The organism is Marinobacter sp. es.042 (assembly GCF_900188315.1).
In the GTDB taxonomy this organism is placed as follows: domain Bacteria; phylum Pseudomonadota; class Gammaproteobacteria; order Pseudomonadales; family Oleiphilaceae; genus Marinobacter.
Map to the genome: position 1 here is coordinate 3,428,993 of NZ_LT897781.1, position 25,485 is coordinate 3,454,477.

17 protein-coding genes are annotated in these 25,485 nt (G+C 56.2%); 13 read left to right on the forward strand and 4 right to left on the reverse strand.

Annotated features, from left to right (window positions below):
* Nucleotides 1–195 precede the first annotated feature (195 nt).
* Entirely contained in the window at nucleotides 196–1,644 is a 1,449-nt protein-coding gene (locus CFB02_RS15880; RefSeq protein WP_088558769.1) for a rhomboid family intramembrane serine protease, read from the forward strand.
* Between the two features lie 120 nt (nucleotides 1,645–1,764).
* On the opposite strand, the gene CFB02_RS15885 is transcribed toward CFB02_RS15880, so the two are convergent.
* Nucleotides 1,765–3,219 carry a hypothetical protein gene (locus CFB02_RS15885; RefSeq protein ID WP_088558770.1) on the reverse strand — a complete coding sequence of 485 codons (1,455 nt, stop codon included), beginning with the start codon at nucleotides 3,217–3,219 and terminating at the stop codon, nucleotides 1,765–1,767.
* A gap of 144 nt (nucleotides 3,220–3,363) precedes the next feature.
* On the opposite strand from CFB02_RS15885, the gene CFB02_RS15890 reads away from it, so the two are divergent.
* The 4 genes from CFB02_RS15890 to acnA all read left to right on the forward strand — a co-directional run bounded on the left by CFB02_RS15890 (nucleotide 3,364) and on the right by acnA (nucleotide 10,487).
* Entirely contained in the window at nucleotides 3,364–5,187 is a 1,824-nt protein-coding gene (locus tag CFB02_RS15890) for an ABC transporter ATP-binding protein (protein WP_088558771.1), read from the forward strand.
* Nucleotides 5,188–5,359: 172 nt separating this feature from the next.
* On the forward strand, nucleotides 5,360–5,947 hold the full coding sequence (locus CFB02_RS15895) for an SCO family protein (RefSeq protein WP_088558772.1): 588 nt from the start codon (nucleotides 5,360–5,362) through the stop codon (nucleotides 5,945–5,947).
* Complete coding sequence (locus CFB02_RS15900) at nucleotides 5,944–7,464, forward strand: methyl-accepting chemotaxis protein (protein WP_088558773.1); 1,521 nt, start codon at nucleotides 5,944–5,946, stop codon at nucleotides 7,462–7,464. The genes CFB02_RS15895 and CFB02_RS15900 overlap by 4 nt, the downstream gene beginning before the upstream one ends.
* Before the next feature lie 260 nt (nucleotides 7,465–7,724).
* Nucleotides 7,725–10,487, forward strand: a complete 2,763-nt coding sequence (gene acnA, locus CFB02_RS15905; protein WP_088558774.1) for an aconitate hydratase AcnA — start codon at nucleotides 7,725–7,727, stop codon at nucleotides 10,485–10,487.
* 22 nt (nucleotides 10,488–10,509) lie between these two features.
* Here acnA and CFB02_RS15910 read toward each other — a convergent pair whose 3' ends face one another.
* The 3 genes from CFB02_RS15910 to CFB02_RS15920 all read right to left on the reverse strand — a co-directional run bounded on the left by CFB02_RS15910 (nucleotide 10,510) and on the right by CFB02_RS15920 (nucleotide 17,071).
* Nucleotides 10,510–12,321: an ATP-binding protein gene (locus CFB02_RS15910; RefSeq protein WP_227519254.1), complete on the reverse strand. Its 1,812-nt coding sequence runs from the start codon at nucleotides 12,319–12,321 to the stop codon at nucleotides 10,510–10,512.
* A gap of 129 nt (nucleotides 12,322–12,450) precedes the next feature.
* Complete coding sequence (locus CFB02_RS15915) at nucleotides 12,451–15,288, reverse strand: PAS domain S-box protein (RefSeq protein ID WP_088558776.1); 2,838 nt, start codon at nucleotides 15,286–15,288, stop codon at nucleotides 12,451–12,453.
* Entirely contained in the window at nucleotides 15,254–17,071 is a 1,818-nt protein-coding gene (locus tag CFB02_RS15920; RefSeq protein WP_088559277.1) for an ATP-binding protein, read from the reverse strand. Before CFB02_RS15920 ends, CFB02_RS15915 begins: the two co-directional genes overlap by 35 nt.
* Before the next feature lie 97 nt (nucleotides 17,072–17,168).
* On the opposite strand from CFB02_RS15920, the gene CFB02_RS15925 reads away from it, so the two are divergent.
* The 8 genes from CFB02_RS15925 to CFB02_RS15960 all read left to right on the forward strand — a co-directional run bounded on the left by CFB02_RS15925 (nucleotide 17,169) and on the right by CFB02_RS15960 (nucleotide 25,483).
* Entirely contained in the window at nucleotides 17,169–18,842 is a 1,674-nt protein-coding gene (locus tag CFB02_RS15925) for a diguanylate cyclase (RefSeq protein ID WP_088558777.1), read from the forward strand.
* Between the two features lie 5 nt (nucleotides 18,843–18,847).
* Complete coding sequence (locus CFB02_RS15930; protein WP_088558778.1) at nucleotides 18,848–20,011, forward strand: response regulator; 1,164 nt, start codon at nucleotides 18,848–18,850, stop codon at nucleotides 20,009–20,011.
* Nucleotides 20,012–20,407 (forward strand): response regulator, encoded by a 396-nt coding sequence (locus CFB02_RS15935; protein ID WP_197694027.1) that lies wholly within the window; start codon nucleotides 20,012–20,014, stop codon nucleotides 20,405–20,407.
* 99 nt (nucleotides 20,408–20,506) lie between these two features.
* A complete protein-coding gene (locus CFB02_RS15940; RefSeq protein WP_088558779.1) occupies nucleotides 20,507–20,827 on the forward strand; it encodes a DUF2288 domain-containing protein in 321 nt (106 codons plus the stop codon).
* A gap of 12 nt (nucleotides 20,828–20,839) precedes the next feature.
* Nucleotides 20,840–21,208, forward strand: a complete 369-nt coding sequence (locus tag CFB02_RS15945) for a hypothetical protein (protein ID WP_088558780.1) — start codon at nucleotides 20,840–20,842, stop codon at nucleotides 21,206–21,208.
* A gap of 27 nt (nucleotides 21,209–21,235) precedes the next feature.
* Nucleotides 21,236–22,144 carry a lysine exporter LysO family protein gene (locus CFB02_RS15950; RefSeq protein ID WP_088558781.1) on the forward strand — a complete coding sequence of 303 codons (909 nt, stop codon included), beginning with the start codon at nucleotides 21,236–21,238 and terminating at the stop codon, nucleotides 22,142–22,144.
* A gap of 103 nt (nucleotides 22,145–22,247) precedes the next feature.
* The gene (locus CFB02_RS15955; protein ID WP_088558782.1) at nucleotides 22,248–23,207 is read left to right on the forward strand and encodes an ABC transporter substrate-binding protein; all 960 of its coding nucleotides are present in this window, start codon (nucleotides 22,248–22,250) and stop codon (nucleotides 23,205–23,207) included.
* Nucleotides 23,208–23,257: 50 nt separating this feature from the next.
* Complete coding sequence (locus tag CFB02_RS15960; protein WP_227519255.1) at nucleotides 23,258–25,483, forward strand: diguanylate cyclase domain-containing protein; 2,226 nt, start codon at nucleotides 23,258–23,260, stop codon at nucleotides 25,481–25,483.
* Nucleotides 25,484–25,485 lie beyond the last annotated feature (2 nt).

The window sequence follows — 25,485 nt, forward strand, 5'->3', positions numbered from 1 at the left end:
AATGTCATTTGTGTGACGCGCCAATGACAGTCTCACCGGTTGTCCGGGCTTTTCCGACTCTGTGGGGTGTGCCACATTTCCGGGATTGACCCATAGCGACCTTTGCGCTGGATTTCATTTGAGCGCGAAAAGAAGGCGAGGCTGTGGTAAAAAAGCAGAATTTCAGGGACAGATTATGATGAATTGTGACCGCCCATGCTGATTATCCCGGCTGAAAACGCCATCAACTGGAAACGCCCGCCCTGGGTCACCCTGGGCCTGATCATGACCTGCCTGCTGGTTTTTCTGTTTTATCAGGGGGACGACAGCCGGAAACTCGAGCAGGCCGTTGAACAGTACCTGGCCGCCGACCTTCATGAGCTGGAGGCGCCGGCCTACGAGGATTACCTGCAACGACAAATCCAGTTCCATGGTGAAGAAGGCCGGGTATACGAACTACAGCAGTTTCAGCAACTCCGGGAAGAGAACGAAACCTTCTGGCTGGCCATCAACCTGATGATGGACCGGGAGTTCTATCAGTATCTGCTGCAGAACCGTGATGTGATCTGGGCGCCGGCAGAAAGGGCCCGTTGGCAGGAGCAGCGCACTGCGATAGAGCAGCAGTACATCCAGAAGCTGAGTGCCAACCAGTTGGGCCTGGTTCCTGCCGATCTGTCACTGTATACCCTGATCACCTACCAGTTTCTGCACGGCGGCTGGGGCCATATCATCGGTAACCTGATCTTCCTGTTCCTGCTGGGATTCACCGTTGAGAAAGCCCTGGGGCCGGGTCGGTACCTGATTGCCTATCTGGTTTGCGGTGCCTTGTCCGGCCTGATGTTTACCGCGGTTTCGGCGGGTAGCTATGTACCCCTGGTGGGTGCCTCGGGCTCGATCTCCGGCCTGATGGGCATGTACGTAGCCATCTATGGCCTGCAGAAGATCCGTTTCTTCTACTTTCTCGGCGTTTACTTCAACTATTTCCGTGCTCCGGCTATTGCCCTGTTACCGGTTTGGGTGGGCAAGGAAATCTACGATTACTGGTATGCTGGTGCCACCGGTATCGCCTACATGGCCCACGCTGGTGGTCTGATCGCAGGTGCCGGCCTGGTCTGGCTGCTTGGCAAAAGCTGGCTGCAGGTGCGAGAGGAATTTTTCGAGCCGGAAGAAGAAGAGCAGGATGCCCGGTTTACCACCGGTTACGCCCAGGCCATGGCCAGCCTGGGCCGGATGGAGTTCGATTTGGCCCGGCGGCAATTCGAGGCTCTTCGTGAGCACTATCCGGAACGCCATATTCTGCTGGAACACCTTTACCAGCTGGCCAAACTCCGCCCGGACTTGCCCGAATATCGTGATCGCGCCAAAGAACTGATGAACGATGCCCTCAGCCGGCGCCAGCCAGAGCAGATGATTTCGATCTGGCAGGAATACCTGGGCAAGGGGGAGAGCTATCAGCCACTAGCGGCAGAAGACCATAACCGGGTCCTTTTCACCAGCCTCAAGCAACATGATCTAAAGGCTGCAGAGAAAGCCTTCGAGCGGCTCAGAAGCACGGGCGATGACATGCTGACTACCGAGGCCTGTCGGTTGCTTGTGGAAGAGTTTGAAAAGCGCCAGATGGCACCGAAAGCCCGTCATTATCGTCAACTTCTTCAGGCCCGCTAGCCTCGGGGCAGCAGGGTATGGGAGGGGCTTCCCAAAACACGCTGTGAATACGTCCCTGTACGCTCGGCTCCGCCATCCATGGCTCCGCACGGTTTTGGGAAGCCCCTCCCATACCCTGCGTCAGTCCTGTACGGAAAACGTCGCTTTTGGCCCCTTCAGCGGCTCTTTATTCTGCGCCTGCTCAAGATAAACCTTAATCTGTTCATGCAGCGGATGATTCACGCACTTTTTCTGGATAAACGTCAGGAAGGCCGTCGCTTTTTCCCACTGGGACAAGCCGTTGGCCAGGGTCTGGGCGACCAGCAGGTAGGCCGGGGCCAACTGCTCGCTGTCCGGGAAGCGCTTGTGGAAATCCTGCAGTACCCGTAACGCCGGCTTGAATTGGCCCCGGTGGTACAGGGCCCGGGCGCAGCGCACGGACAGGTCCGGATCCTCCAGCTTGAAGCCGGGTTCTGCTTTCTGGATCGTATTCAGCACATCGGCGATGCCTTCGCCGTCGTTGCGATCGGCCAGCCAGCCCAGAATGCGTGGGTGGTAGCGGTAGAGTTCGTCGGTGTCCTGGCGGGCCGTCAGTAGCTGGTACAACTGGCCGATTCTCAGGGCGTTGTCCCGATCGCGCTTCAGTGCTTCCTTCAACATGCTCTGCACGCGATCGTAGTTGCCGTCTTTCAGGTTCATGTCGATATCGGCATCGAAACGGGCACTTCGGTCACGCTGGTGGGTGTCCTGCCCAGAGGTTTCGTCCTGAATGTCCGAGGCAAAACCCAGCTCTTCCTGGTACTGGAACAGCAGGTAGCCAAGCATGTGGAACAGAATCAGGGTGAAGGTACTGTTCAGGAAGCCGGCCAGGGGCTGGGCCACCCAGAACGGAAAGTGATTCACCGCAAAGTCCTGGGCCGCGCCCGAGGCGAGGGTCAGCAGGATCAGGTAGCCGTAGAGCAGGAAATAAGGGGTGCCAATTCGCGAGATCAGCACCGCCAGATTCATCGGATTCACCGCAGCACCCACAGAACGCTCCATGGCCAGAACCATGATGCTGGCCGGTAATGCCAGAATGACAAACGCCAGCGCCAGCAGCATCAGGATGGGGCCGCCGAGCATGGCAGCCGCGCCAACCAGCCCGCCCATCAGCACGAAGACCAGCAACTGCAGGATGACAATATCAAAGCCACTGCCGGTGAAGGCGACGGACACGGCGGGCGGTTTCAGGTGGCCTTCAGCGGTGTGGTTGATCACCGCATAGGTATACTTGAACAGGGCCAGGGCAAGCACCAGCCAGATCAGGATGCCAATCAGGTTGGCGGGGGCTACCACCGGCACCAGGGTGCAGATGGCGATAACGATCAGCGGATCGGTATGGAACGGGTAACGAAAGAACGCGCCGAGTCGCTGCCAGAAAGGGACCACTTCGGTGGCGGCGCCCAGGTATCGCATGGCCTTGCTGCAGTGGGGACACAGGGCCCGACGCTGTCGGGTATCGGCATCGGGCATGCAGCGGCTGCAGTAGTGAATCTGGCACTCCCCACAGTGCCATTTGGCAGGGTCGCCGGGGTGATAGTGGCAATCGTGTTTCACAGGTGCTTTTGTCCTGGTCCATCAGAAAATCGTTGGCTCATGATGACAGATGTCGGTTTTGATCGCAGCAAACCAGTTAACAGGTAGACTATTGTCAGTTCCCGGGCGTATCCAACCGGGCACATTTGATTATCCGGAGGTTGCTTGGAACACCCGCAAAACAGCGTAACCGGTATCGATACTCGCGAAACCCGACAGCAGTACACCTGGCGGGATATTTTTGGGCTTGCGCTCAAGCACAAGCCAAGACTGGTGCGTGCCAATCTGCTGGCTATCATGGCAACCGTGATGAGTGTGCCGGTGCCACTGCTGCTGCCGGTTCTGGTGGATGAAGTGCTACTGGACGAGCCTGGCCCGGTGTTACCGGTAATGGATTCCTTCCTGCCGGGGAGCTGGGAAACACCGGTGGTCTATATCGGCCTGATGGTTGTGGTGGCATTTCTGCTTCGTGTGGCGGCACTGTTGTTCAACGTTTTGCAGTCCCGGGAATTTTCCAAGGTTTCCAAGGATGTGGTGTTCCGCATCCGGTCCCGCCTGCTGGGGCGTTTGCAGCGGGTGGCCATGTCCGAGTACGAGACTCGCGGCTCTGGCGGAATCAGCAGTCACTTTATTACCGATCTGGATACCGTAGACCAGTTTCTGGGTACCACCATCAGCCGTTTTCTGGTGGCGAGCCTGACAGTGCTGGGTACCGCTGGGGTCCTGCTCTGGGTGCACTGGGAGCTGGGCCTACTCATTCTGCTGTTCAATCCGCTGGTCATCTTCGCCACGATTCTGATCGGCAAGCGGGTCAAGGAGCTCAAGCGACGGGAGAACAGTGCTTACGAGGAATTTCAGGGGGATCTGACGGAAACCCTGGATGCGATTCACCAGCTGCGGGCGGCCAATCGGGAAAAGCATTACCTGCGCCAGCTGATCGACCGAGCCCGCAACGTGCGGGACCACGCGATCCAGTTCGAATGGCGCAGCGATGCAGCCAGCCGGGCCAGCTTTGCGCTGTTCCAGTTCGGCGTCGACGCATTCCGGGCCGCCGCGATGGTAACCGTGCTGTTCAGCGACCTGAGCATCGGCATGATGTTCGCCATTTTCGGCTACCTCTGGTTCATGTTGACGCCGGTTCAGGAAATGCTCAACATGCAATACGCTTGGTTCGCTGCCAATGCGGCGCTCGGACGTATTAACCGGTTGCTGGATCTGAAGGAAGAGCCCCGCTATCCGGCGCTGGAGAACCCGTTTCGCGACCGTCATACCGTGGGGCTTACCCTGCGCAATATCCACTTCGCTTATGGCGAGGAGCAGGTGCTCCGGGGCATCAACCTGCAGTTGGCGCCCGGCGAAAAAGTGGCACTGGTGGGCGCCAGCGGTGGCGGCAAGTCGACTCTGATTCAGGTGATCCTCGGTATGTACACTCCGCAGCAGGGCGAGGTGCTGATTGATGGGGTGCCTGTTGAGCGCATTGGCTTGCCCTGCCTTCGTGAACATGTCGCGACCGTGCTTCAGCACCCGGCGCTGTTCAACGATACCGTTCGACAGAACCTGACCCTTGGTCGGGACAAGCCCGATGCCGCGCTCTGGGATGCCCTGCGAATCGCCCAATTGGACGGCACGGTTGCCGCAATGCACGACCAGCTTGATACCGTTATCGGCCGGCAGGGCGTGCGCCTTTCTGGCGGACAGCGTCAACGGCTGGCCATTGCCCGGATGATCCTGTCAGAGCCTTCAGTGGTGATCCTGGATGAGGCCACCTCGGCGCTGGATGCGGAAACCGAGTTCCAGCTCCATCGGGATCTCGAAGCCTTCCTGAAGCAGCGCACCACCCTGATCATTGCCCATCGCCTCAGCGCCGTTAAACAGGCAGATCGAGCCTGTGTTTTCGAGGATGGCCGAATCATCGAAGAAGGCCATCACGATGAACTGATTGCCAAGGAGGGGTTGTATGCTCAGCTCTATGGCGAACGCCAGATGTAGCTGACTTCTGTCAAAGTTACTTTCTATTGCAACAAAAATTGATTTGTCGCATTCAACGACCGTGTTTGTTCGCCATTGCAAGCTTTTTTCTGGTATATATCTGCATGATGCAACTACATTCGGGGCGAAGGTTTCAAATGAAACCCGGGCCGATTTCCGACGGGCAATCTACGTGAACAAGAAATACACAGCCATTCTGCTTTTCGTTTCGGCATTTGTTGTGGCGGCTGCACTTCCTGTCATGCCCTCACTGCTTAATAACGATGGATTCTACGGCATGGCCATCAATGAACCCGGTGCAGCGGTCGGTGATTACCGGCCTCCCGAAGAAGGGCTCGCGATTATCTTTTTCGGTTATCAGCAGTGTGGAACCGTATGTCCGGTGCAGCTGGTCAATCTGATGGAACTTAGCCAGCGCCTTGAAGGGGCGGACATAGAGTTCCTGTTTGTCACACTCGACCCCGAAAACGACACGCCGGAATTGCTGCAACAGACGACACGGAGTCTTGGCAAGGCGTTCAGAGCCTACCGACCGAAAAATCACCGGGCCGCTCAAAAACTGGCTTCAGCTTACAACGATTTTGCCGTTAAACAGGGTAGTACCGCGGATGATCTCATTGCTCACAGCGCAAATCTGCACGTAGTGACGCGGGATTTCCGCCGAAGGCTGGTTTACACAACGCCAGACCTGAATCTTGAACTGGTTGAACAGGATCTTCGCCGCTTACTAAAAGACAAGAAGAGTGAGAGTTCTGCATGACGACAGCGGTAAACAGTCAGTCTTATGAAGTTGAAATCCGGGAGCGCACCGATCGCCAGATGTTGTTTATCCTTCTGGCCCATATTCCGGTGGTCGGTTTGCTGGTGCCGATGGGGTACGGGACAACCACATTCGCTCTGGTTGCGTCTTTGTTGGTAGGAGGCCTTGCAACTGCCGGCTTCTTTACGATGCGTGGAACGAGGGCCTTGTCGTCACTGTTCGCGGTCTGCCTGATGCTCTTCTCTGCCATCATGATCCAGGCGCAGCTGGGCAGAATCGAAATGCATTTCCACATTTTTGCTGCGCTGGCCCTGGTGATCATCTATCGGGACTGGCTGCCGGTGGTGGTCGCTGCTGTAACGATAGCGCTTCATCATGTTGCATTTACGGCTCTTGAACTGGCGGGTGCCTCATTGGGCGAGATGCCGATCATGATCTTCAACTATGACTGCAACTGGTCTATTACCTTTTTACACGCGGCATTTGTGGTTTTTGAGTCTGCGATTCTCGTCTTTTTTGCGATCCAAATGGGGGCAGAGCAAAGGCAGTCGTTTCAGATTATTGAAATTATACGGACGTTCGATGCGGATAATGATCTTACCGCGCGTCTCGATGGCGCAGATAAGAACGTCACGGCCAGCTCCTTCAATAACATGCTTGACAGGTTTGTAGAGCTCATCGCCAGACTGAAGGAGCTCTCTGGTCAATTGCGTTCGAATGCTGATGATATGACCAGCGTTAGTGACACCACGACACAGATCACGAGTGAGCAGCAGGCACAGACCGATCAGGCGGCAACAGCCACCAACGAGATGTCAGCCAGCATCCAGGAAGTGGCGAGCAACGCGCAATTGGCGTCCGACGCCGCCAGTAATGCTTCCGAAGCCGCTACCAGAGGCGGTAAGGCAATGGCTAACGCATCGAAACTCACGGAGTCTACCGATGAAGCTCTTGAAAGTAGTGCTAATCGGGTTGATGAGCTGAGCGAAAAGATTGAATCCATTGCTTCTGTTGTCGGTTCTATCAATGCCATTTCAGAGCAAACCAATCTGCTGGCCCTTAATGCCGCCATCGAGGCGGCCAGAGCAGGTGAGCATGGCCGTGGATTCTCCGTGGTCGCGGATGAGGTAAGGGCGCTTTCCTTGAGAACTCAGGAATTTACCGACCAAATTCGTGCGACAGTGGGCGAATTGAGTCAAATCTCCGAAGCAACCAAGACTTCCATGGAGATGGGCCGGACCCGTTCTGCGGAATCAACGCGGGCCATGCGAGAAACCGGAGAAGCCATCCGCGAGGTTGAAGCAGCCATCGGCGAGGTTTCGCAAATGAATTACCAGATCGCATCGGCCTCGGAAGAGCAGGCGGCCACGTCGCTTCAGATCAATGAGAATATCCATTCCATCGCCAGCCGGAACAACGATGTGGTATCCGAGGCGGAGCGGGTCAGAACCATGGCTTCAGACCTTGAGGCGGTCACCGAAAAACTGAATGAACTGGTGAAGCTGTATCGTATCTAAGCCTTCCAGGAACTGATGTCGGAGAGTCGTCCGGCTCTCCGACGTTGGTCTGATATTCACCGCGCTGATGCCGAACATTCACCGGCCCGCGGTTGAACTCTCGTTAATTGCTGCAATAGTTAAAGGTGACTTCACGCTGTGGAGTCCTTTCATCAGGCTATTGCCCGGTATGGGATTGCTTGCCCGGTCGATGCGTTGCTGAAAGGGCTTCGAAAGAGCCTTCCGGAATACGCGGATAACGACGAAAAAGGAGGCACCACATGTCGAACGAAAGTCTCAGTAAAGACAGTCTATATACCCTTTCCAGCCTGGATGCTGGCGGTAAAACCTTTCATTACTACAGCCTGCCCAAGGCTGCGGACACTCTCGGCGACCTGAATCGCCTGCCGTTTTCGCTCAAAGTGCTGATGGAAAACCTTCTGCGCAATGAGGATGGCACCACCGTGGACAGAAGCCACATTGATGCCATGGTGCAGTGGATGAAGGATCGTCATTCCGACACTGAAATTCAGTTCCGGCCTGCCCGTGTGTTAATGCAGGATTTCACCGGCGTGCCCGGCGTCGTCGACCTGGCTGCCATGCGTGAGGCGGTCAAGGCAGCCGGTAAGGATCCGGCGATGATCAACCCGCTGTCGCCGGTGGACCTGGTGATCGACCACTCGGTAATGGTGGACAAATTCGGCGACGCGTCCTCGTTCAAGGACAACGTAGCCATCGAAATGGAACGCAACCAGGAACGCTATGAATTCCTGCGCTGGGGCCAGCAGGCGTTCGACAATTTCCGTGTGGTGCCGCCGGGCACGGGTATCTGTCACCAGGTGAACCTGGAATACCTCGGCAAGACCGTCTGGCAGAAGGACCAGGACGGCAAGACCATCGCCTACCCGGACACCCTCGTGGGCACAGACTCCCACACGACCATGATCAACGGCCTGGGCATTCTTGGCTGGGGCGTTGGCGGCATTGAAGCGGAAGCCGCCATGCTGGGCCAGCCGGTTTCCATGCTGATCCCCGAAGTAGTGGGCTTCAAGATTACCGGCAAGCTCCGTGAAGGCATTACGGCCACAGATCTGGTGCTGACCGTCACCGAAATGCTGCGCAAGAAAGGCGTTGTCGGCAAGTTCGTGGAATTCTACGGCGACGGCCTTAAGGACATGCCAGTGGCAGACCGGGCGACCATCGCCAACATGGCCCCGGAATACGGCGCCACCTGTGGTTTCTTCCCGGTAGATGAGCAGACCATCAAGTACATGCGCCTGACCGGCCGTGAGGAAGAACAGCTGGAGCTGGTGGAAGCCTACGCCAAGGCCCAGGGCTTGTGGCGTGAGCCCGGCCATGAGCCGGTGTACACAGACAACCTGGAACTCGACATGGGCGAAGTCGAGGCCAGCCTTGCCGGCCCCAAACGCCCGCAGGATCGTGTTGCCCTGAAAAACATGAAGTCCTCCTTTGAGCTGTTGATGGAAACTGCCGAGGGCCCGGCGCAAGTTCGTGAAAGCAAACTTGAATCCGAGGGTGGCGGTACCGCCGTCGGTGCCCAGAGTGCCTACTTCGAACATCCATCGAGCCAGTCGATGCAAATGAATGGAGAGGAGTGTCGCCTGGATCCGGGCGCGGTGGTGATTGCTGCTATTACCTCCTGCACCAACACGTCCAACCCGAGCGTGATGATGGCCGCTGGACTGATTGCCCAGAAAGCCGTCGAGAAGGGGCTGAGCACCAAGCCCTGGGTCAAGACGTCCCTGGCACCGGGTTCAAAGGTGGTCACCGATTATCTCCGGGTTGGTGGTTTCCAGGATGATCTCGACAAACTTGGCTTCAACCTGGTGGGTTACGGCTGCACGACCTGTATCGGGAACTCCGGTCCTTTACCGGAAGAGGTAGAGCAGGCCATCACCGATGGGGATCTGACTGTCGCCTCAGTGCTTTCCGGTAACCGGAACTTCGAAGGCCGGGTGCATCCGCTGGTGAAAACCAACTGGCTGGCATCGCCGCCCCTGGTGGTTGCCTATGCACTGGCGGGCAACGTTCGCCTGGATCTCTCAAAAGATCCGTTGGGCAACGACAAGGATGGAAATCCAGTGTATCTGAAGGACCTCTGGCCGAGCCAGCAGGAGATCGCTGAAGCGGTGGAGAAAGTGAAGACCGATATGTTCCGCAAGGAGTACGCGGAAGTCTTCGATGGCGACGCTACCTGGAAGTCCATCCAGGTGCCGGAAAGCAAGGTGTACGAGTGGTCCGATAAATCCACCTACATCCAGCATCCGCCGTTCTTCGAAGGGCTCAAGGAAGAACCGGACACGATCGACGATATCAAGGATGCCAACATACTGGCACTGCTGGGCGATTCGGTGACTACCGACCACATCTCACCGGCCGGTTCCTTCAAGCCGGACACCCCTGCCGGTAAATACCTGCAGGAGCACGGTGTTGATCCGAAAGACTTCAACTCCTATGGCTCCCGCCGGGGTAACCATGAAGTGATGATGCGCGGTACCTTCGCCAACGTTCGCATCAGGAACGAAATGCTCGACGGCGTGGAAGGCGGTTACACCAAATTCGTGCCCACCGGCGATCAGATGGCGATTTACGATGCCGCCATGAAGTATCAGGAGCAGGGCACGCCGCTGGTGGTCGTTGCCGGCAAGGAATACGGTACCGGCTCAAGCCGTGACTGGGCGGCCAAGGGTACCCGTCTGCTGGGTGTAAAAGCCGTGGTGGCCGAATCCTACGAGCGCATCCACCGCTCCAACCTGATCGGGATGGGCGTCATGCCACTCCAGTTTCCGGAAGGCACGGACCGCAAGAGCCTCAAGCTCACCGGTGAGGAAACCATCAGCATTGAAGGCCTGTCTGGCGAGATCAAGCCGGGACAGACCCTCAAGATGACGGTGAAGTACAAGGACGGATCCACGGAGACCTGCGAGCTGAAATCTCGCATCGACACCGCCAACGAGGCCGTGTACTTCAAGCATGGCGGTATCCTCCATTACGTGGTGCGGGAGATGTTGCGCACTGCCTGAATCTCGACAATGGCGCTGCCTGTCAGGTGGCGCCTTTTCCTTCCGCTTCGGCGAAGGGTAGGCTCAGCCAGAAACAGGCGCCTTTTCCTTCCTCAGAGTCGAACCCCACCTCTCCTCCCATCGCATGCAAAAGCTCTCGGGTGATCGCCAGTCCAAGCCCGGTGCCACCCTTTGCTCTGCGATCCGACGAGTCTGCCTGTGAGAATTTCTGGAAGATCCTGTCCCTGAATTCACTCGGAATTCCCTGGCCCTGATCGGACACTGAGATGCGGATCTCGTGGTCGGATTTTGAAGTGTAGACAGTGACGACTGAGTCTTCGGGAGAAAACTTGATTGCATTGGATAGAAGATTATTGAGTGCCTGACATAAGCGGCCGCGATCCGCCTTTATGTTTACTTCGTCCAGATGCTCAGCTTTTAGTGTTACTTTCTTGTCCACTGAAAAGCTTTCGATGCCTTCCAGGCATTCCCGCACTATCTCTGCGACCGGACAGTCGGCCATGTTGAAGGCCATTTTGCCAGCAACGAGTTTTTCAATATCAAGCAAGTCGTTGATCAGAAGTGTCAGTTGCTGGGTATTTCTGTAAGCAATCTCGGCCAATCTCGACGCTTTTTGAGGGAGTTCACCGGCTGCATTATTCGAGAGTAGCCCCAGTGATCCCGCAATCGACGTCAGAGGCGTCCGTAACTCATGGCTGACGATGGAAATGAATTCGCTCTTTACTCTGTCCGCCTTCTTTTGCTCTGAAATATCCTCGGCAATCAACCAGATAGCCGGGTCGCCGTTTAGCGTGTCCAGCGTGAGGCCATGGAGCAGCACCGGGTTCAGTTCGTTTTTTGCGTCAGGAAAATAGCCCTCCAGGCCGCTGAAACGGGGTTTTTTCTCCAAGAGGCCGGGAATGTCCAGTTCTTCGGAGAGAATCCGGCTCCTGTGGTCATAAATGTAACGGAAAAAATTTAGAGAATTTGCTTTGTTTCCAAACAGCTTTTCGAAGCTGTTGTTGGCACGCAAGAGCTTTCCATTCTGGGCGGCGTACAGCCCGATACCGAAAGGCGCCAGTTCAAACAGGCCCGAAAAGCGGCGCTGCATCTGGTGGTCGCGCAGCAGAAGGCTGGTTAACCAGAAGGCACCTGCGAAAAGCAATAAAACCATCAGGCCTAAAACGGATCGCACGAGCACCGGTGATTCCGGATGGCTTGGCCAACCGTCGCTGGGTTGGGCGAACAGCGTCCATGTAATGCCCGGCAGATTGAGTTCGGTGGTTATCGGATCTTGCCATTGAGTTGTGGCGGCGCCGAAAAATGGGTCTTCTTCGAGGCCAGGGGACGACGTTTTGAAAAGTGCCAGATAACCGTTTTCTGAAAACGACGCCATGTCCACCGCGTTATAGAGACGATTAAGATCGAGAATCACGGAAATGACACCCCAGAACTGACCTGACCCGTTCTCGAAAATCGGAATCCTGGCCGCCATGCCCTGGCCACCCTGAACAAGATTGATCGGACCGCTGAACAGCGCTTTCCGGGACTCCGTTAGTGTCTTTACCTGCTCTGGGGAGAGGCTTTGGCTGGTCAGGTCAAGCCCAAGAGCCGCCTCGTTTCCTTCCAGCGGGTAGATGTTGCGAATGGTCAGGTCCGGGGCCAAACCGATGTTCCGCAGCTGTGGTGCCAATGAGAAAATTACGGAGGCAAGCTGTTGAAACTCGGCCTCCGTGATGTCTGGCTGAACAGAGACATTGGCAGCCAGACCCCAAACCGTCTGAACGTTTTGCAAGATGGCACCCTGCAGCTTGAGGTTCATATCGTTGAGGCGGGCTTGCCATTCCTGACGCACGTCGTTTCGATGAGTCTGGGTAGCTGCGTTATCGAGTACAAAGGCTACCCCGAGCAAGAGGACAAGAACAGCGGCTCGGGCCAACCAGACGAGGTAAAAGAAGGCCCGGTCTTGAGTTTTTATCATCGTTTATGCCTTCACTTGCTCCAACGGCAGTTCCAGCCAGAAAGTTGAGCCCTTTCCTTCCCGTGACTCGAATCCGACATCCCCTTCCATCTGTGTCATGATTTCTTTGGTGATGGCCAGACCGAGGCCTGTTCCCCGTTTGCCACGTGTGTCGGAACTGTCTGCCTGAGCGAATTTTTGGAAAATTCTGCCGCGGAAGTCATCAGGAATGCCCGCTCCCTGATCAGTAACGAGGATACGGACAAGACCATGTTCGACCCTGGTGCATACCAAAACTTCACCTTCAGGGGGCGAGAACTTGATGGCATTGGACAGCAAGTTGAGAAATGCCTGGCCCAGACGCGATCGATCGATTTTCGCCATGCAGTTTGCGCTGCTGTCTTCGATCTGCACAGAAACGCCGCTCTCCAGGGCGTAGGTTTTTAGACGTTCTGCCGACTCCTCAATGACGGGGCCAAGTTCCTGTATACGTAAGTTCATGGTCATCTTGCCGGAAACAAGTTTCTCCATGTCTAACAGGTCGTCAACCAGTTGTTTCAGCTGCTCGGCATTGCGATGGGCGATAGACACCATACGCTCAGCCTGTGAGGGAAGCGCGCCCAGAGTTCCGCTTTCGACCAGGCTAAGAGAGCCCGAGATGGAGGTCAGCGGCGTACGGAGTTCATGGCTTACCGTTGAGATGAACTCGCTCTTCATCCTGTCTACTTTTTTGCGCTCGGAAATATCTTCTATGAGGGACCAGATCAGCGGTTGGCCAGAGGGGTTGCTGATTCTCATACCGCGGACGATGGCAGGATAGGTTGAACCATCCGCGCGCACGATCTCGACTTCATAAGGCCCGAAACGTCTTTCGCTCTGAAGTTCGGCGATGATTTGCTGTCGATGGTTTTCGAAGTCCGGAGGCAGAAGCTGCGAGTAGTCCATTGCCATCAATTGGTCACGGCTGTATCGGGTAGGACCTAGCAGGGCCTCGTTCACGTCAAGAAACGCTCCTGATACATAATCATTCAGCGCTATGCCAATGGGTGACAGTTCGTAGAGTCTCCGGAGCTGAACTTCGCTTTCCTGAAGGGCCAGTTCGGTTTGTTTTGCCTCATCAATGTCAGCAATGTAACCGTGCCACATGGTACTGCCGTCTGGCATCCGTTCCGGTGATGACTTGCCCTCTACCCAGCGCCAGCCGGATTTGCCGTCTGTTACCCGATAGTGGCTGTGCCAGAGCGTCAAGGACTCCGCAGATCTCTCAATACTGGCTGCTACTTTGGGCAAATCGTCGGGATGGATCTTGGTGAAGCAGATCGAGGCATCTTCATGTGCCTCCTCTGCTCTAACACCGTATATCTCCCTGATTCCGGGGCTGGCGTAGGGAAACGAAACACGGCCATCCGGCCACTGTTGATACTGATAGAGCATGCCCGGTGTCTGTTCCACGAGTTTGGTGAGCATCTGCACACTGAGCTGCCTTTCAATGAGGGCTCCAACCCAGCGTGCCAGGAGAGTCACAAACTTGATTTCAGTATCCGAGAAGTCTCGGTCCCGCGGTTCCGGCGAAGAAAAATTCAGAGTTCCGTACAAACGGTCTTTGATGAAAATGGGCGCGGCCAGGTAGCTCTCAAGCCCAAACTTGTCGTAGCACCGGTGACCGTGATGGGTCGACTTGGCCATGTGTGCAATGGCCAGGCTTTCACGGGAACCGAGAAGCATCGAACAGTAGGTGTCTCTCAGTGGAAAACTGGCATTCTGTTCTAGCCCAGCGTCTTTGGGGGCAATAAACCACCGGATGGAATAAACGTTACTGTGGATCTCGCTGACTATCCCAAGCGGCAGCTTCAGGTAGTCAGAGCCGAGGCGAAGGGCTCTTTCGATGCGAATGTCGTCATTTGTTTCGGTGTCCAGGGCCAGATCATTAAGGATGGCCAGCGCCTCATTCTGAAGTTGGATTTTATTCAGATTGTTCATTTCCTCTGTGATGTCGGCATGGGTACCGTACATCACCAGTGGTTCGTTGTTCTGGGTCCATTCTAAGACCCGGCCGCGATCGTGTACCCAAACCCAGTGGCCATCCTTGTGCTTCATTCGGCATCGGTAGTCGTACTCGGACAATTCGCCGGCAAAATGAGCTTTAAGCAAACGTTCTGATTCAGGCAGATCCTCCGGGTGCGCCAGGCCCAACCAAGTCTCAATACTGATCGGTTCCAGTTCGTCCAGCGTGTAGCCGCAGATATTGGCCCAACGCTCGTTAAAAGCGGTCTCACCGGTTTGTACATTCCACTCCCAGGTGCCAATTCTGGTGCCTTCGATAATTGCGCGGGCCCTGCGCTCGCTGCGTTTCAGGTCCCGGTAGAATTCGCTTGCCGCCTGAAGGTTAATCTCCCTCTCCACGCAATCGGCGATTTCGCGCAACAGGGATTGGTCTTCCTCGTCAAAGGTGCGCGGTACCCGATCAATCAGGCAGAGGGTGCCTAATCTGAAACCCTCTCGATCGTGGAGAGGGGCGCCTGCGTAAAAGCGTATGTGTGGTTCGTCGGAAACGAGCGGGTTGTCCGCAAACCTTGAGTCCTGCAACGTATCCTCGATGACCAGAAGACTCGAGCTAAGAATAGCGTGACCGCAGAAGGATATATCCCGGGGTGTTTCCGACGCTGACAAGCCCTGGCAGGACTTGAACCACTGCCGGTTTTCGTCCACGAGGCTAACCAGAGCAGTCGGCACCCGAAATGTTTTGCATGCCATGCGGGTGTAGCGATCAAAACGTTCTTCAGGCGCTGTATCCAGCAGGCCTGTACGTTCGAGCGCCGCCTGGCGCTCAGACTCCTCGGGAGGTGTTTCCGGCGCTTTCATTGACGTGATTCTTCCTGGTCATATTATTGGGAAGTTCAATCCAGAAGTTGGCGCCGCGATCGTAGAAATAGCCAACTTCTCCATTCATGAGCTTTGCCAATTCGCGGCAGATCGCGAGGCCGAGGCCTGTGCCCTTGATGGACTTTGATGTACCGACCTCCGCCTGGGAGAAACGCTCGAAGAGTTCGCTCTCGAACTGCTTTGGCACGCCATCACCGCAATCGCTGACTGTGATGCGGGTAAAGCCCCGGGCGGTCTGTTCAACTCTGACAGTGATGGACTCATCAGGCGGCGAGAACTTTATGGCGTTGCTGATAAAGTTATCGAGAACCTGTCTTAGGCGGTGCTCGTCAGCCACAACCATCTGATCCTCAAGGCCTTCGGTAGCCAACGACAAATCGTGTTCCTCGGCCAGTGCGATATTGCCGGCAATTGCAGTATTGATGACAGGCGCCAGGGGCTGAGCAGACAGAGTGACGTTCATTTGGCCGGCAGTCAGCTTGCTGAAGTCCAGCAGGTCCGAGATCAGAAGATGCAGGCGATCGCCGTTTCGCAGAGCCAGACTCGCCATTTCCTCTGCTTTCCCGGGCAGTTGACCGGCAGCCCCGGAAGCCAGTAAGCGAAGTGCCCCATTGAGTGAGGTCAGGGGGGTTCGTAACTCGTGGCTGACATTCGAGACGAAGTTTTCTTTCATGGCGCTGATTGCATCGCGCTCGGACATGAGCTGATTGAACGCGGTGGCCAGTTTCCGGGTCTCCTTGGCGCCATTGGCAGTCAGTCGTTGACCAGTGGAGGGGGTTTTTGCCATCTCTTCGATCTTTTCGGTCATTCTGTCCAGAGGCTTTATGGCCGTTCGACTTGCAACAAAACCCAGCAGTGCAATAACTAAACCAATAGCCGCGCTGATGATAAAGAACTGTAGGAATGAATCCTTCGCGGGAGCGGTAGCACGTTCGTAAGGAACAGAGCGAACGAACATCCAGCCGAGATCTTCCAGATGACTGGCCGCATAAATCAGTTCCTTGCCACTGTTATCCCTTACGGTTCCAAACGTGATCCCTGATAAGGCCGCGTCAACCAGGGGGTCGGCGCCAGGTTTTGGAAGAGGCTGGATACGTTTGCCCGGGGACGGGCCGCCTTCGATGTAAAGAAAGTTTTCAATATCAACAACCTTGAACAGATCCTCTTCTTCCCTCAGGCGCCTGAGCATCTCTTTGGGTATCAGGCTGGTCTGACCAATATTTACGGTGCCACCCAAGAATCCGAGCAGATCTCCTTCATCGGACTCAATGGGTGCAAGAAAGGACAGCAAGGGCACGCCCGTTGTACGGCCAATGATGGGTCGGCTGATTATGGGGGATCGGGTCCGGATAGCGCGCCGGAAATGGTTTCGGTCGGAATAATTCGTGCCGATACGGCCCGGAACGTAAAAGTCCTCTGCAATGGCGGTTGCTTCGGCATCAAACACCACAAGACCATCTGGAAAGAGTGAACGCAGAAGGTTCTGTCGGTTGAGCTGGTAATTAATTTCGGTGATTGCGTGAAGGGCGTTGCCATCGGTCATCATGGCGGCAGATTCACTGAGTACGTCCAGCTTCAGGTCAAGGCGCTGCTCTACCTCGGAGGCGATTCTCCGTGTTTCCACGAGCTGTTGCTCAGTCAGTATTGCCTCGAAATCGTCCACCAGGGCGTTGTACGCGACAGCCAGAACTGCCCCGACGGTCAAGATGGAACCAAGGATAACAATGACGGCAAGGCGGGTCCCGAGTGAAAGTGACGGCAAAACGATTTCCTCGGTGGTACTCTGAAAAAAATGATGCAAATATTCTAGCCGAATTATGGCATAAAACAGCTTTATTGCGGATCTGATTGAGTGATGTATGTCTGACGAGAAAACGGCTGACGTTTTACGCAAACTTGATGTCCTGAAAACACGCTTCAGGGAGAAGGCGTCGGGCGATATCAATCTGGTTACGTTGATGGCTCAGGATGCCATTGCCGGCAAGGGGAGCTCAGACGAGCTTCGACGTGCCTATCAGGTTCTTCATCGGCTCGCCGGGTCTGCGGGCACTTTCGGTTTTCGGGCGCTTGGTGACGAAGCCCGAACGCTTGAGCTGATACTCAAGCCCTTCTCGGAGAATGATGGGGATACTGGTGAGAGTGTCGGGAAGGTTAAAGAAGATCTTCACCGCGCCCGCTTTATCGAAAGAGTCAAAGGTCTGGAGCGTCTGCTCACTGTAGAGGAGGGCAGTCCGGATAAGGCCGAAATGTCGGAAGGCAGTAAGGTTGATGCGGCTGGCCAACCTGTCGTCCTTATCGTAGAACCAGATCAAACAGCAGCAGAGCGGCTCTCAAATGCGCTGGCTCCCCATGGATTTACTGCTTATTCCGTAAATCCGAAAAAACTTGTCTCGGAAAATCTGTCCCGGATATCCATGGTTTTGATAAGGGACAATGTTCTGATCGCGCAGGAACAGATCCCATTGTCTTCAGGCGACCGGCCTCCTGTTATCTGCATTGGTTCCAGCGATACCTTCGAAGACAGATATCGACTCGCGGCGTTGGGTGTAGACGGTTTCGTCAGTGAGCCTATCGACGTGCCAGCACTGGCGGATTACATGGAGCGTCTCGCTAATGAAAAGATGGAGTCTGGCTCGGGGCGAGTGATGGTTATCGATGACGATCCCGAGTTGCTGGAGCGGTACAGTCTGATTCTCGAAGGCGGCGGGCTGGAGGTTCGCGGAGTGAGCTCTCCTTCAGAGATTCTGGCTGCTCTTTCCGAGTTCCGGCCGGACATCATTTTAATGGATGTCCAGATGGGGCGGTTTAATGGGCCTACACTGGCAAAGATGCTTCGTTTTGATCCCGAATGGGTGGGTTTACACATTATTTTCCTGTCTTCGGAACAGGATCGTGAGTTCCAGTTTGATGCCTTGTTCCAGGGCGGCGATGATTTTCTCACCAAACCGGTTTTCGACAGGCTCCTTGTACAGGCGGCCAAAGTTCGCTGTTATCGGGCCAAACAACTGGACAAGCTGGCGTCGCGGGACAGCCTGACCGGGCTGTTGAAACATTCGTTGGCCAATTCGGAAGTCGCCAAAGAGCATGCTCGCTGTCAAAGACTGGCGCATCACTCTGTTGTGGCAATGCTCGATCTTGACCATTTCAAGCAGGTAAACGACCGGCATGGCCATCGGGTTGGCGACCTGGTTATCAAAGGCCTGGCCAACCTGCTTCGGCACCGACTGAGAAAAACCGACGTGATTGGGCGCTACGGCGGTGAAGAGTTCATCGTGGCATTACCCGACTGCTCGATTGAGGACGCAAGGCAATCGATGCAGGCGGTGTGTGAACAGATGTCGAAGATTGCTTTCAGCGGGGCCGGCGGCACCTTTTCAGTGACAGTGAGTATTGGTATCGCGCCTCTTGATGCTTATGAAAAGCCGGAGGACGCGATAGAAGCCGCAGACAGGGCACTTTATGCCCGTAAATCCGCTGGTCGAAACGGCGTTACCATCGTCAATGACCTGGACAGCATGAAGCAGGGAGCGTAGCCGGCATGAACGTCATTATTGTCGAAGACGACGAGTTGATGGCAGACCTCCTCGAGACAGTGGTTGTCGGGCTTCATCCGGCTATAAACGTCTTCAAGGCGTTCACCAAGAGAGAGGCATTGGATCTCTGGCGGGGCAAAGATCCAGGCCTGTTCATTGTCGACTGGTCGCTGCCGGATGGATCCGGCCTGGATGTGTTGCGAGAAATACGTGGCAAGGACGAGAATATGCCGGTTGTCATGGTAACCGGCCGGGCTGATCGAGATTCGATTTTAAAAGCTGCCCATTATGGAATCAGTGGTTACATGAGCAAGCCGTTCAGTGTGGAATTGCTCCATGAGCGTCTTTCGAGAATGCTGAAGGGCGTACTTCCGGAAGACAATGGCTCCGAGAGCCTGGATGAGATGCTATCCCGGAAACTGGAATCGGGCTTGCAGATACCCACCCGAATGGATGTTTCCGGTATTCTTGGCCTCATGGAGCGCGCCCATGATCTTTCTGGCGCCCAGCTGGCCGAACGTTGGCAGAAAGAGGCGTCGTTGTGTGCCAGATTGCTGGAAGTGGCCAACCGATCTTCGTTCCGGCGAACCGGAGAGCCGGTTGCTACGGTTCGTGATGCCATTTCCGTCATGGGTGTGCCCATGGCTTTGAGCCAGGCGCTGGCTCTTGCACTTGACACAGGTTCCGCCTTCCGTTCGGCTGCGCTGGCAGACAGAGCCAGACAGCACCAGGCCGAGGCCGAGGCTGCAGGTGCCGAAGCGCAGAAAGTTGCCCTCCTCCTTGACAAGAAGGCCCTTGAGTTCCAGACAGCCGGATTATTGAGCCGAATGGGTGAGCTCGCTGTGCTGAATGTGATGGATCAGTTTATTCAGCAAGGTGGGGAGCTGACCGATGCGGAGATTGAAAATGGGCTTCGTGACTGGTCTCAAAAGTATGGAAACACGTTAAAAGTACAGTGGCGCCTGCCACTGGCTATCCGGCAAATGACTGGTGCGGTGCATTATCTCGCACGTGAGGATGTCAGGCAGAATCTTCTTGTCATGCGGGTTGCTGGTCTGATTGCGGGGGGACAGACAGATAATCCGGAGTGCGCCAGGCTGCTCAGGCACCTCGGCCTGGAAAACTGGCTGGAATCCCGGAAACAGACATTAGATACGGGGAGTGTGTAGATGGGGGAGTCTGTGGCGCCTTTGGAAAAGATCATGTTGGTCGAGGATGAGGAAGACATCAGAGCGGTGGCCGAGTTGGCTCTGGAAGCGGTTGGCGGATTCACCCTGAAAACCTGTCACTCCGGTGCCAACGCACTTGAGAGCCTTGATGTTTTCAGGCCGCAATTGATCCTGCTGGATGTCATGATGCCATCAATGGACGGACCCAGCACACTGCGAGCCATCCGCGAAAAGCCCGGATTTGCGAATACTCCCGCGGTTTTCATGACAGCCAAGGTTCAGCCCGACGAAGTGAAGGGATACCTTGCTCTGGGCGCCGTCGCCGTGATCCCCAAGCCCTTCGATCCGATGACACTCTCGGATCGGATTCGGGAAATCTGGGACAATCTCGACTGAAATATGTGTCTGACCTTGCGGATTTGAGGAGGCCGGTGGTTTTGCTGCGCCCGATTCGGTTAACCTGTCGCTGTTCTGGTTTGTATTTGAGGCCCCTTAATGTCGTCTTCTCCTTCCCTGGATGAGCTGAAAGCGAAGCTCAATCTTGAAACCTCCCGTATCCGTTGGCATGAATTGCAGACCTACTTTGCCCGTGGCCAGGTGGTTCGCGTGTCACCGGATCTCGATCTTCTGGATGTGGCAGCAGAGCTTGCGGCCGATAATAAACAGCGGTTTGCCCAGTGGATGGAGGAAGGACGCGTTGGTGAGGTTGCGCCGGACACCGCGCAGGATTGGTATGATCGCAATGCGGAACTCTGGGCGGTCGTCATCGCACCCTGGGTGCTCGTTCAGGACAGGTCAGGGCATGTTCTGCACTGACAGCTTGGCACCATGAAGCTCCACTATTTCCACGGCCGTAGCTCGCTTCGGGATCTTGTCATGGTGAAAGGCGGCCAACGCATCGAGCTACACATCCGCCCGGCAGGCGGTGGCCATTGGGGCCTGGTAGCTCTCGCTGGCCCTGATCAGGGGCGCCCGGATGGGCAGTTCTGCCGTGGGCCCTGGCCGACTCAGGCCCGGGCTGAATCGGTTCTCAGGAGCGTTGCCGGCACCATGATGGGAAAAGGCTATGAGCCAAAGCCCAGAGATTATGCGGTCTGGTCCGTTACCGCCCAACGTCTTGCCCGCACCATCGGAGTTCTGCAGGGTGAACAGGCCAGCCCGGATGCCGACCCCGACCAGTTCAAACCCCTGACCTGATAACCCCCTTTTCGTTTCGAGGACGCCATGCTGACTGGAGCCCTGCTCATTCTCGCTCCCCTGTTTCTGGGTTTTGCCATCGCCCTGGAAAACCGCCGGGCCATGACGGTGATCCATTACACGGTGGAGGGACTGGTTTACTTCATCCTGTTGCTTCTGGGCCTTGGGCTTGGCCAGATGGAGGGCTTGGCGGCGCAACTGGGTGGCATGGCGACTCAGGTACTGGCACTGGTGTTGGTGCTTTTCGTCGCCAACATGTTTGGGCTCTGGATGTTCCACCGCTGGCAGCCAATGTCCGTCGAGCGGGTCGAGGGCAATGTCAGCCCCGGATACCGCCGGCTTTTTCTGGCCGGCCTGAAACCCCTGGTGGCGGTTATTGTCGGCCTGCTGGCCGGCTATTACCTGTTGCCGGATATGCCTATGGCGGAACAGCTGGCGACCTGGTCCCTGATGTTGCTGCTGTTTCTGATCGGCCTGCAGTTGCGCAATGCCGGGCTGTCGCTGCGCAAACTTTTGATGAATCGTCAGGGGCTCGGTATCGCGCTGGCTCTGACGCTCAGTTCCCTGGTGGCCGGTGGCCTGTTGATACCCTGGCTTGGGCTGCCCTGGCATGACGCCCTGGCGGTTGCGTCCGGGTTTGGCTGGTACTCGCTGTCCGGCATTGTCATAGGCGAAGCCCTGGGGCCAGCCTGGGGCGGCGTGGCCTTCCTTAACGATGTGCTTCGGGAAATCGTCGCGTTGGCCATCATCCCCCTGCTAATTGCCAACAGGCCGGCGATGGCCATTGGTTATGGTGGCGCTACCGCCATGGACTTCACCCTGCCGGTTATCCGAAGCAGTGGCGGGCTGACCTGTGTTCCGGTGGCGATTGCCTCCGGTTTCTTGCTGTCTTTTCTCTCGCCGGTGTTGATGGGGGTGTTCCTGTCTTTGGGATAAATTGACGCGGTGCAATGCAAGTTGCGGTTTTACGGGTAGTATGTGAAACAGTAAACTATCGTTTATTGACAAATGTTAATGTCTTTACCCGGTCCGGAGCCTGATGCAACGCCGTGAATTCCTTGGTTTATCGATAGCAGCCGGACTGTCCGCGGCGGGATTGCCGGGCTGCAGCGATTCCGGCCCGCTGAGGTTCGGTATCCATCCCTGGATCGGCTACGAGCCACTGTACCTTGCCCGTGATTTCAACTGGTTGCCGGATACGGTTGCGCTGGTGCCGGGCACGTCTGCCAAAGACTCTATGGAGGGCCTTCTTTCAGGGGTGCTTGATGGGGCGGCGCTAACTCTGGATGAAACCATACGCGTCTGGTCGAAAGGGCTGGAACTGGTTGTGGTTGCTGTCGCTGATGTGTCCGCCGGCGCCGATGTACTGATGGTGAAGCGATCAATCACAGAATTGGCAGCCCTAAAAGGACAGCGGATTGCGGTGGAGCTGAACGGTGTCTCGGGAGTTATGCTGTTTAAAATCCTTGAGGTAGCGGGGCTTGGTCGCAGCGACGTTATAAAAGTGGATTTGCCGGTAAGCCAGCATGCACAAGCCTGGTCCCGCGGTGAAGTGGATGCTTCGGTGTGTTATGAGCCAATAGCGTCACTGATAGAGAACGCCGGAGGCGTCAGGCTCTTCGATAGCAGCGACGTTCCGGAAACCATTTTCGATTTGCTGGTGGTGACCCGGAAAACAGTAGAGAAAAACTCCAGTGCGGTTCGCGACTTGGTGACCGGACATTTTACCGGCCTGCAACATCTGGTGCGGAGCATGCACGACTCGGTATACCGGATTGCCACCCGTCAGGGGATCAGTCCGGATGCGGTCCGAACGGCGCTGGGAAGCGTTATGCTGCCGGATCTGGCCGCAAACCAGCGTTACCTCAGGGCAGCCGGACCCATCGAAACCAGGGCCGGATCCCTGTCTCGCCTGATGCTGGCAGAGGGGATGATTGATCAGAATCCGGTCATCCAGCGCTTGTCAGATTCTTCGTTTTTGCCGGCGAGGGTCTCTTGAACATTCGCCGGTTTGCTGTCTGTCTTTGTTTTCTGTTTGCCACGGAATTTGTGGCGATAGCATCAGCCAATGCTGATGAAACACTGACTCTGGGCGTATTCGCCTACCGCCCGGATGACGTGCTCCGGGAACGCTACCAGCCTTTGACCGACTACCTGACCCTAGAAACCGGCATCCAGATAGAGCTCGAGATTCTCAACCAGGAGAATATGAGTCGGGCGATCGCCGCCAACCGGCTGGATTTTTTTCTTACCAATCCCAGCCATTTTCTGCTGATCCGAAGCGAACGCAGTCTGACCGGCGTTCTGGCGACTCTGGTCAGGCGCTCCGGCCAGTCTGCGACCGGCAGTCTTGGTGGCGTGATCTTTACCAGGGCCGAGCGCGACGACATTGAGCAGCTCGCCGATATTCGTGATAAGACCATTGCCTCGCCCGGCGTTCATTTCCTCGGAGGCTATCAGACGCAGGTTCTCGAGCTGATGGATGCCGGTATTGATATCCGGAGAGTGAATCTAATTCGGTTTATGGGCACCCACGACCGAGTGGTTCGTTCGGTTCTATCCGGAGATGCCGATGTTGGCTTTATCCGAACCAGCATACTGGAGCAGATGGCGCAGGAAGACCCTGATCTGTTTACCCGGGTGAAGGTTCTGAACCGTCAGCGGCTGGCGGGTTTCCCCTACGTTGTCTCAACCCGTCTATATCCGGAATGGCCCGTGGTGGCGCTGCCCCATGTAAACGAGCGGGCCGTCCGTCGTATCGCGTCGGCGCTTTTTGCCATTGAGCCGGAAGACGAGGTTGCGCTGTCAGTTGGCATTTCGGGTTTTTCGCCGCCCGCAGACTACCAGTCGGTTGAGTACCTGGCGCGCACTCTGCGGGTGCCGCCCTACGACCAGGCGCCCCAACTTACCTGGGTGGATGCGTTGCACCAGTATCGGATCTGGGTCTTTACCATTCTGGTGTTGCTCATGTTGCTGGTGGCATCGTCGCTCTGGCTGGGCAAGAGCAAGCGGCAGCTGGCCGCGGAACAGAGGCGTCTGCGCCAGCTTATCCGGGGTTGGCCACAAGCTGCACTGCTGATCCGGGGAGGACTTTTCATCGACACCAACCGGGCTTCTGTCGACCTGCTCAGGTACACCTCCAGTGAATCACTGGTCGGCAAGGACATGGCGGTCTTTTCGCCGGAATTCCAGCCAGACGGGCAGATCTCCCGACAGAAAATGGTGCCCATGCTGGCCCGGGTTTCGGCGGGTCAGGTGGAACAGTGCGAATGGGTTCTGAATCGCTCTGACGGCACGGAGATCTGGGTGGAGCTTACCATGGCGCCCGTCCACACCGAGGACGAACCGGAAGCCCTGATTCTTTGCTCCCTGTATGAAATCACTCTCCGGAAACACGCGGAACAGCGGCAGCGGCTGGCGGCGAGCGTCTTCGAGTACGCCCGCGAGGCTATTTTCATTACTGATAATCACGGCATCGTGATTGATGCCAACGATGCGTACCTGGCGATAACTGGCCGGCCCCGCAATCGGGCAATGGGAAGACTACCACCCTTACCGGTAGAGGAAGGAAGCGGTGTTTTCGCCAGTGCCCGGTCTCAGGGCTTCTGGTCCGGAGAGTTTGCCAGCAGACGCAATGATGGCGAGGCGATTACCTTGTCGGTAACACTCAGCAGTGTCCGTGGCGATCATGGCGAAGTCTCGCATTTTGTCGGTATTTTCAGTGACATCAGCCGGCTTAAAGAGCAGGAAAGAAAGCTCCGGATCATGGCTCATTACGACGCCCTCACCGGAATGCCTAACCGGGTTCTGTTTGCCGACCGGTTGCAGCAGGCCATGGCCCTGACCCGGCGACAGAGCGGCAAACTGGCTGTGGTTTATATTGATCTGGACGAGTTCAAGCCGGTAAATGATGCCTTCGGCCATGAGGCGGGTGACCAGTTGCTGATCGAGATCGCACATCGAATGCGTTCGGAACTCCGGGAAGAGGACACCCTGGCGCGGCTCGGTGGTGATGAGTTCGCGGCCATTGTCATGAATGTTCAGGACGACCCGGCCCTGGAAAACCTGTTGATGCGTTTGCTGGCCCGGGTGTCTGAACCCGTCTGGGTCGCTGACCACAGTGTGGAAGTCTCAGCCAGTATCGGCTACACACTGTTCCCGCAAGCAGAGGATCTGGACGGCGACCAGCTCCTGCGCCAGGCCGACCAGGCCATGTATCAGGCCAAGCACCGGGGCCGTAACCGCTATGTCCGGTTCTCCGATCCATCTTCCTGATA

Coding starts and splice junctions, on each gene's coding strand:
- CFB02_RS15915 (WP_088558776.1), bottom strand. CDS start 15,288: ATGAAAGCGCCGGAAACACCTCCCGAGGAGTCTGAGCGCCAGGCGGCG.
- CFB02_RS15955 (WP_088558782.1), top strand. CDS start 22,248: ATGCAACGCCGTGAATTCCTTGGTTTATCGATAGCAGCCGGACTGTCC.
- CFB02_RS15935 (WP_197694027.1), top strand. CDS start 20,012: ATGGGGGAGTCTGTGGCGCCTTTGGAAAAGATCATGTTGGTCGAGGAT.
- CFB02_RS15930 (WP_088558778.1), top strand. CDS start 18,848: ATGAACGTCATTATTGTCGAAGACGACGAGTTGATGGCAGACCTCCTC.
- CFB02_RS15945 (WP_088558780.1), top strand. CDS start 20,840: ATGAAGCTCCACTATTTCCACGGCCGTAGCTCGCTTCGGGATCTTGTC.
- CFB02_RS15940 (WP_088558779.1), top strand. CDS start 20,507: ATGTCGTCTTCTCCTTCCCTGGATGAGCTGAAAGCGAAGCTCAATCTT.
- acnA (WP_088558774.1), top strand. CDS start 7,725: ATGTCGAACGAAAGTCTCAGTAAAGACAGTCTATATACCCTTTCCAGC.
- CFB02_RS15900 (WP_088558773.1), top strand. CDS start 5,944: ATGACGACAGCGGTAAACAGTCAGTCTTATGAAGTTGAAATCCGGGAG.
- CFB02_RS15925 (WP_088558777.1), top strand. CDS start 17,169: ATGTCTGACGAGAAAACGGCTGACGTTTTACGCAAACTTGATGTCCTG.
- CFB02_RS15880 (WP_088558769.1), top strand. CDS start 196: ATGCTGATTATCCCGGCTGAAAACGCCATCAACTGGAAACGCCCGCCC.
- CFB02_RS15950 (WP_088558781.1), top strand. CDS start 21,236: ATGCTGACTGGAGCCCTGCTCATTCTCGCTCCCCTGTTTCTGGGTTTT.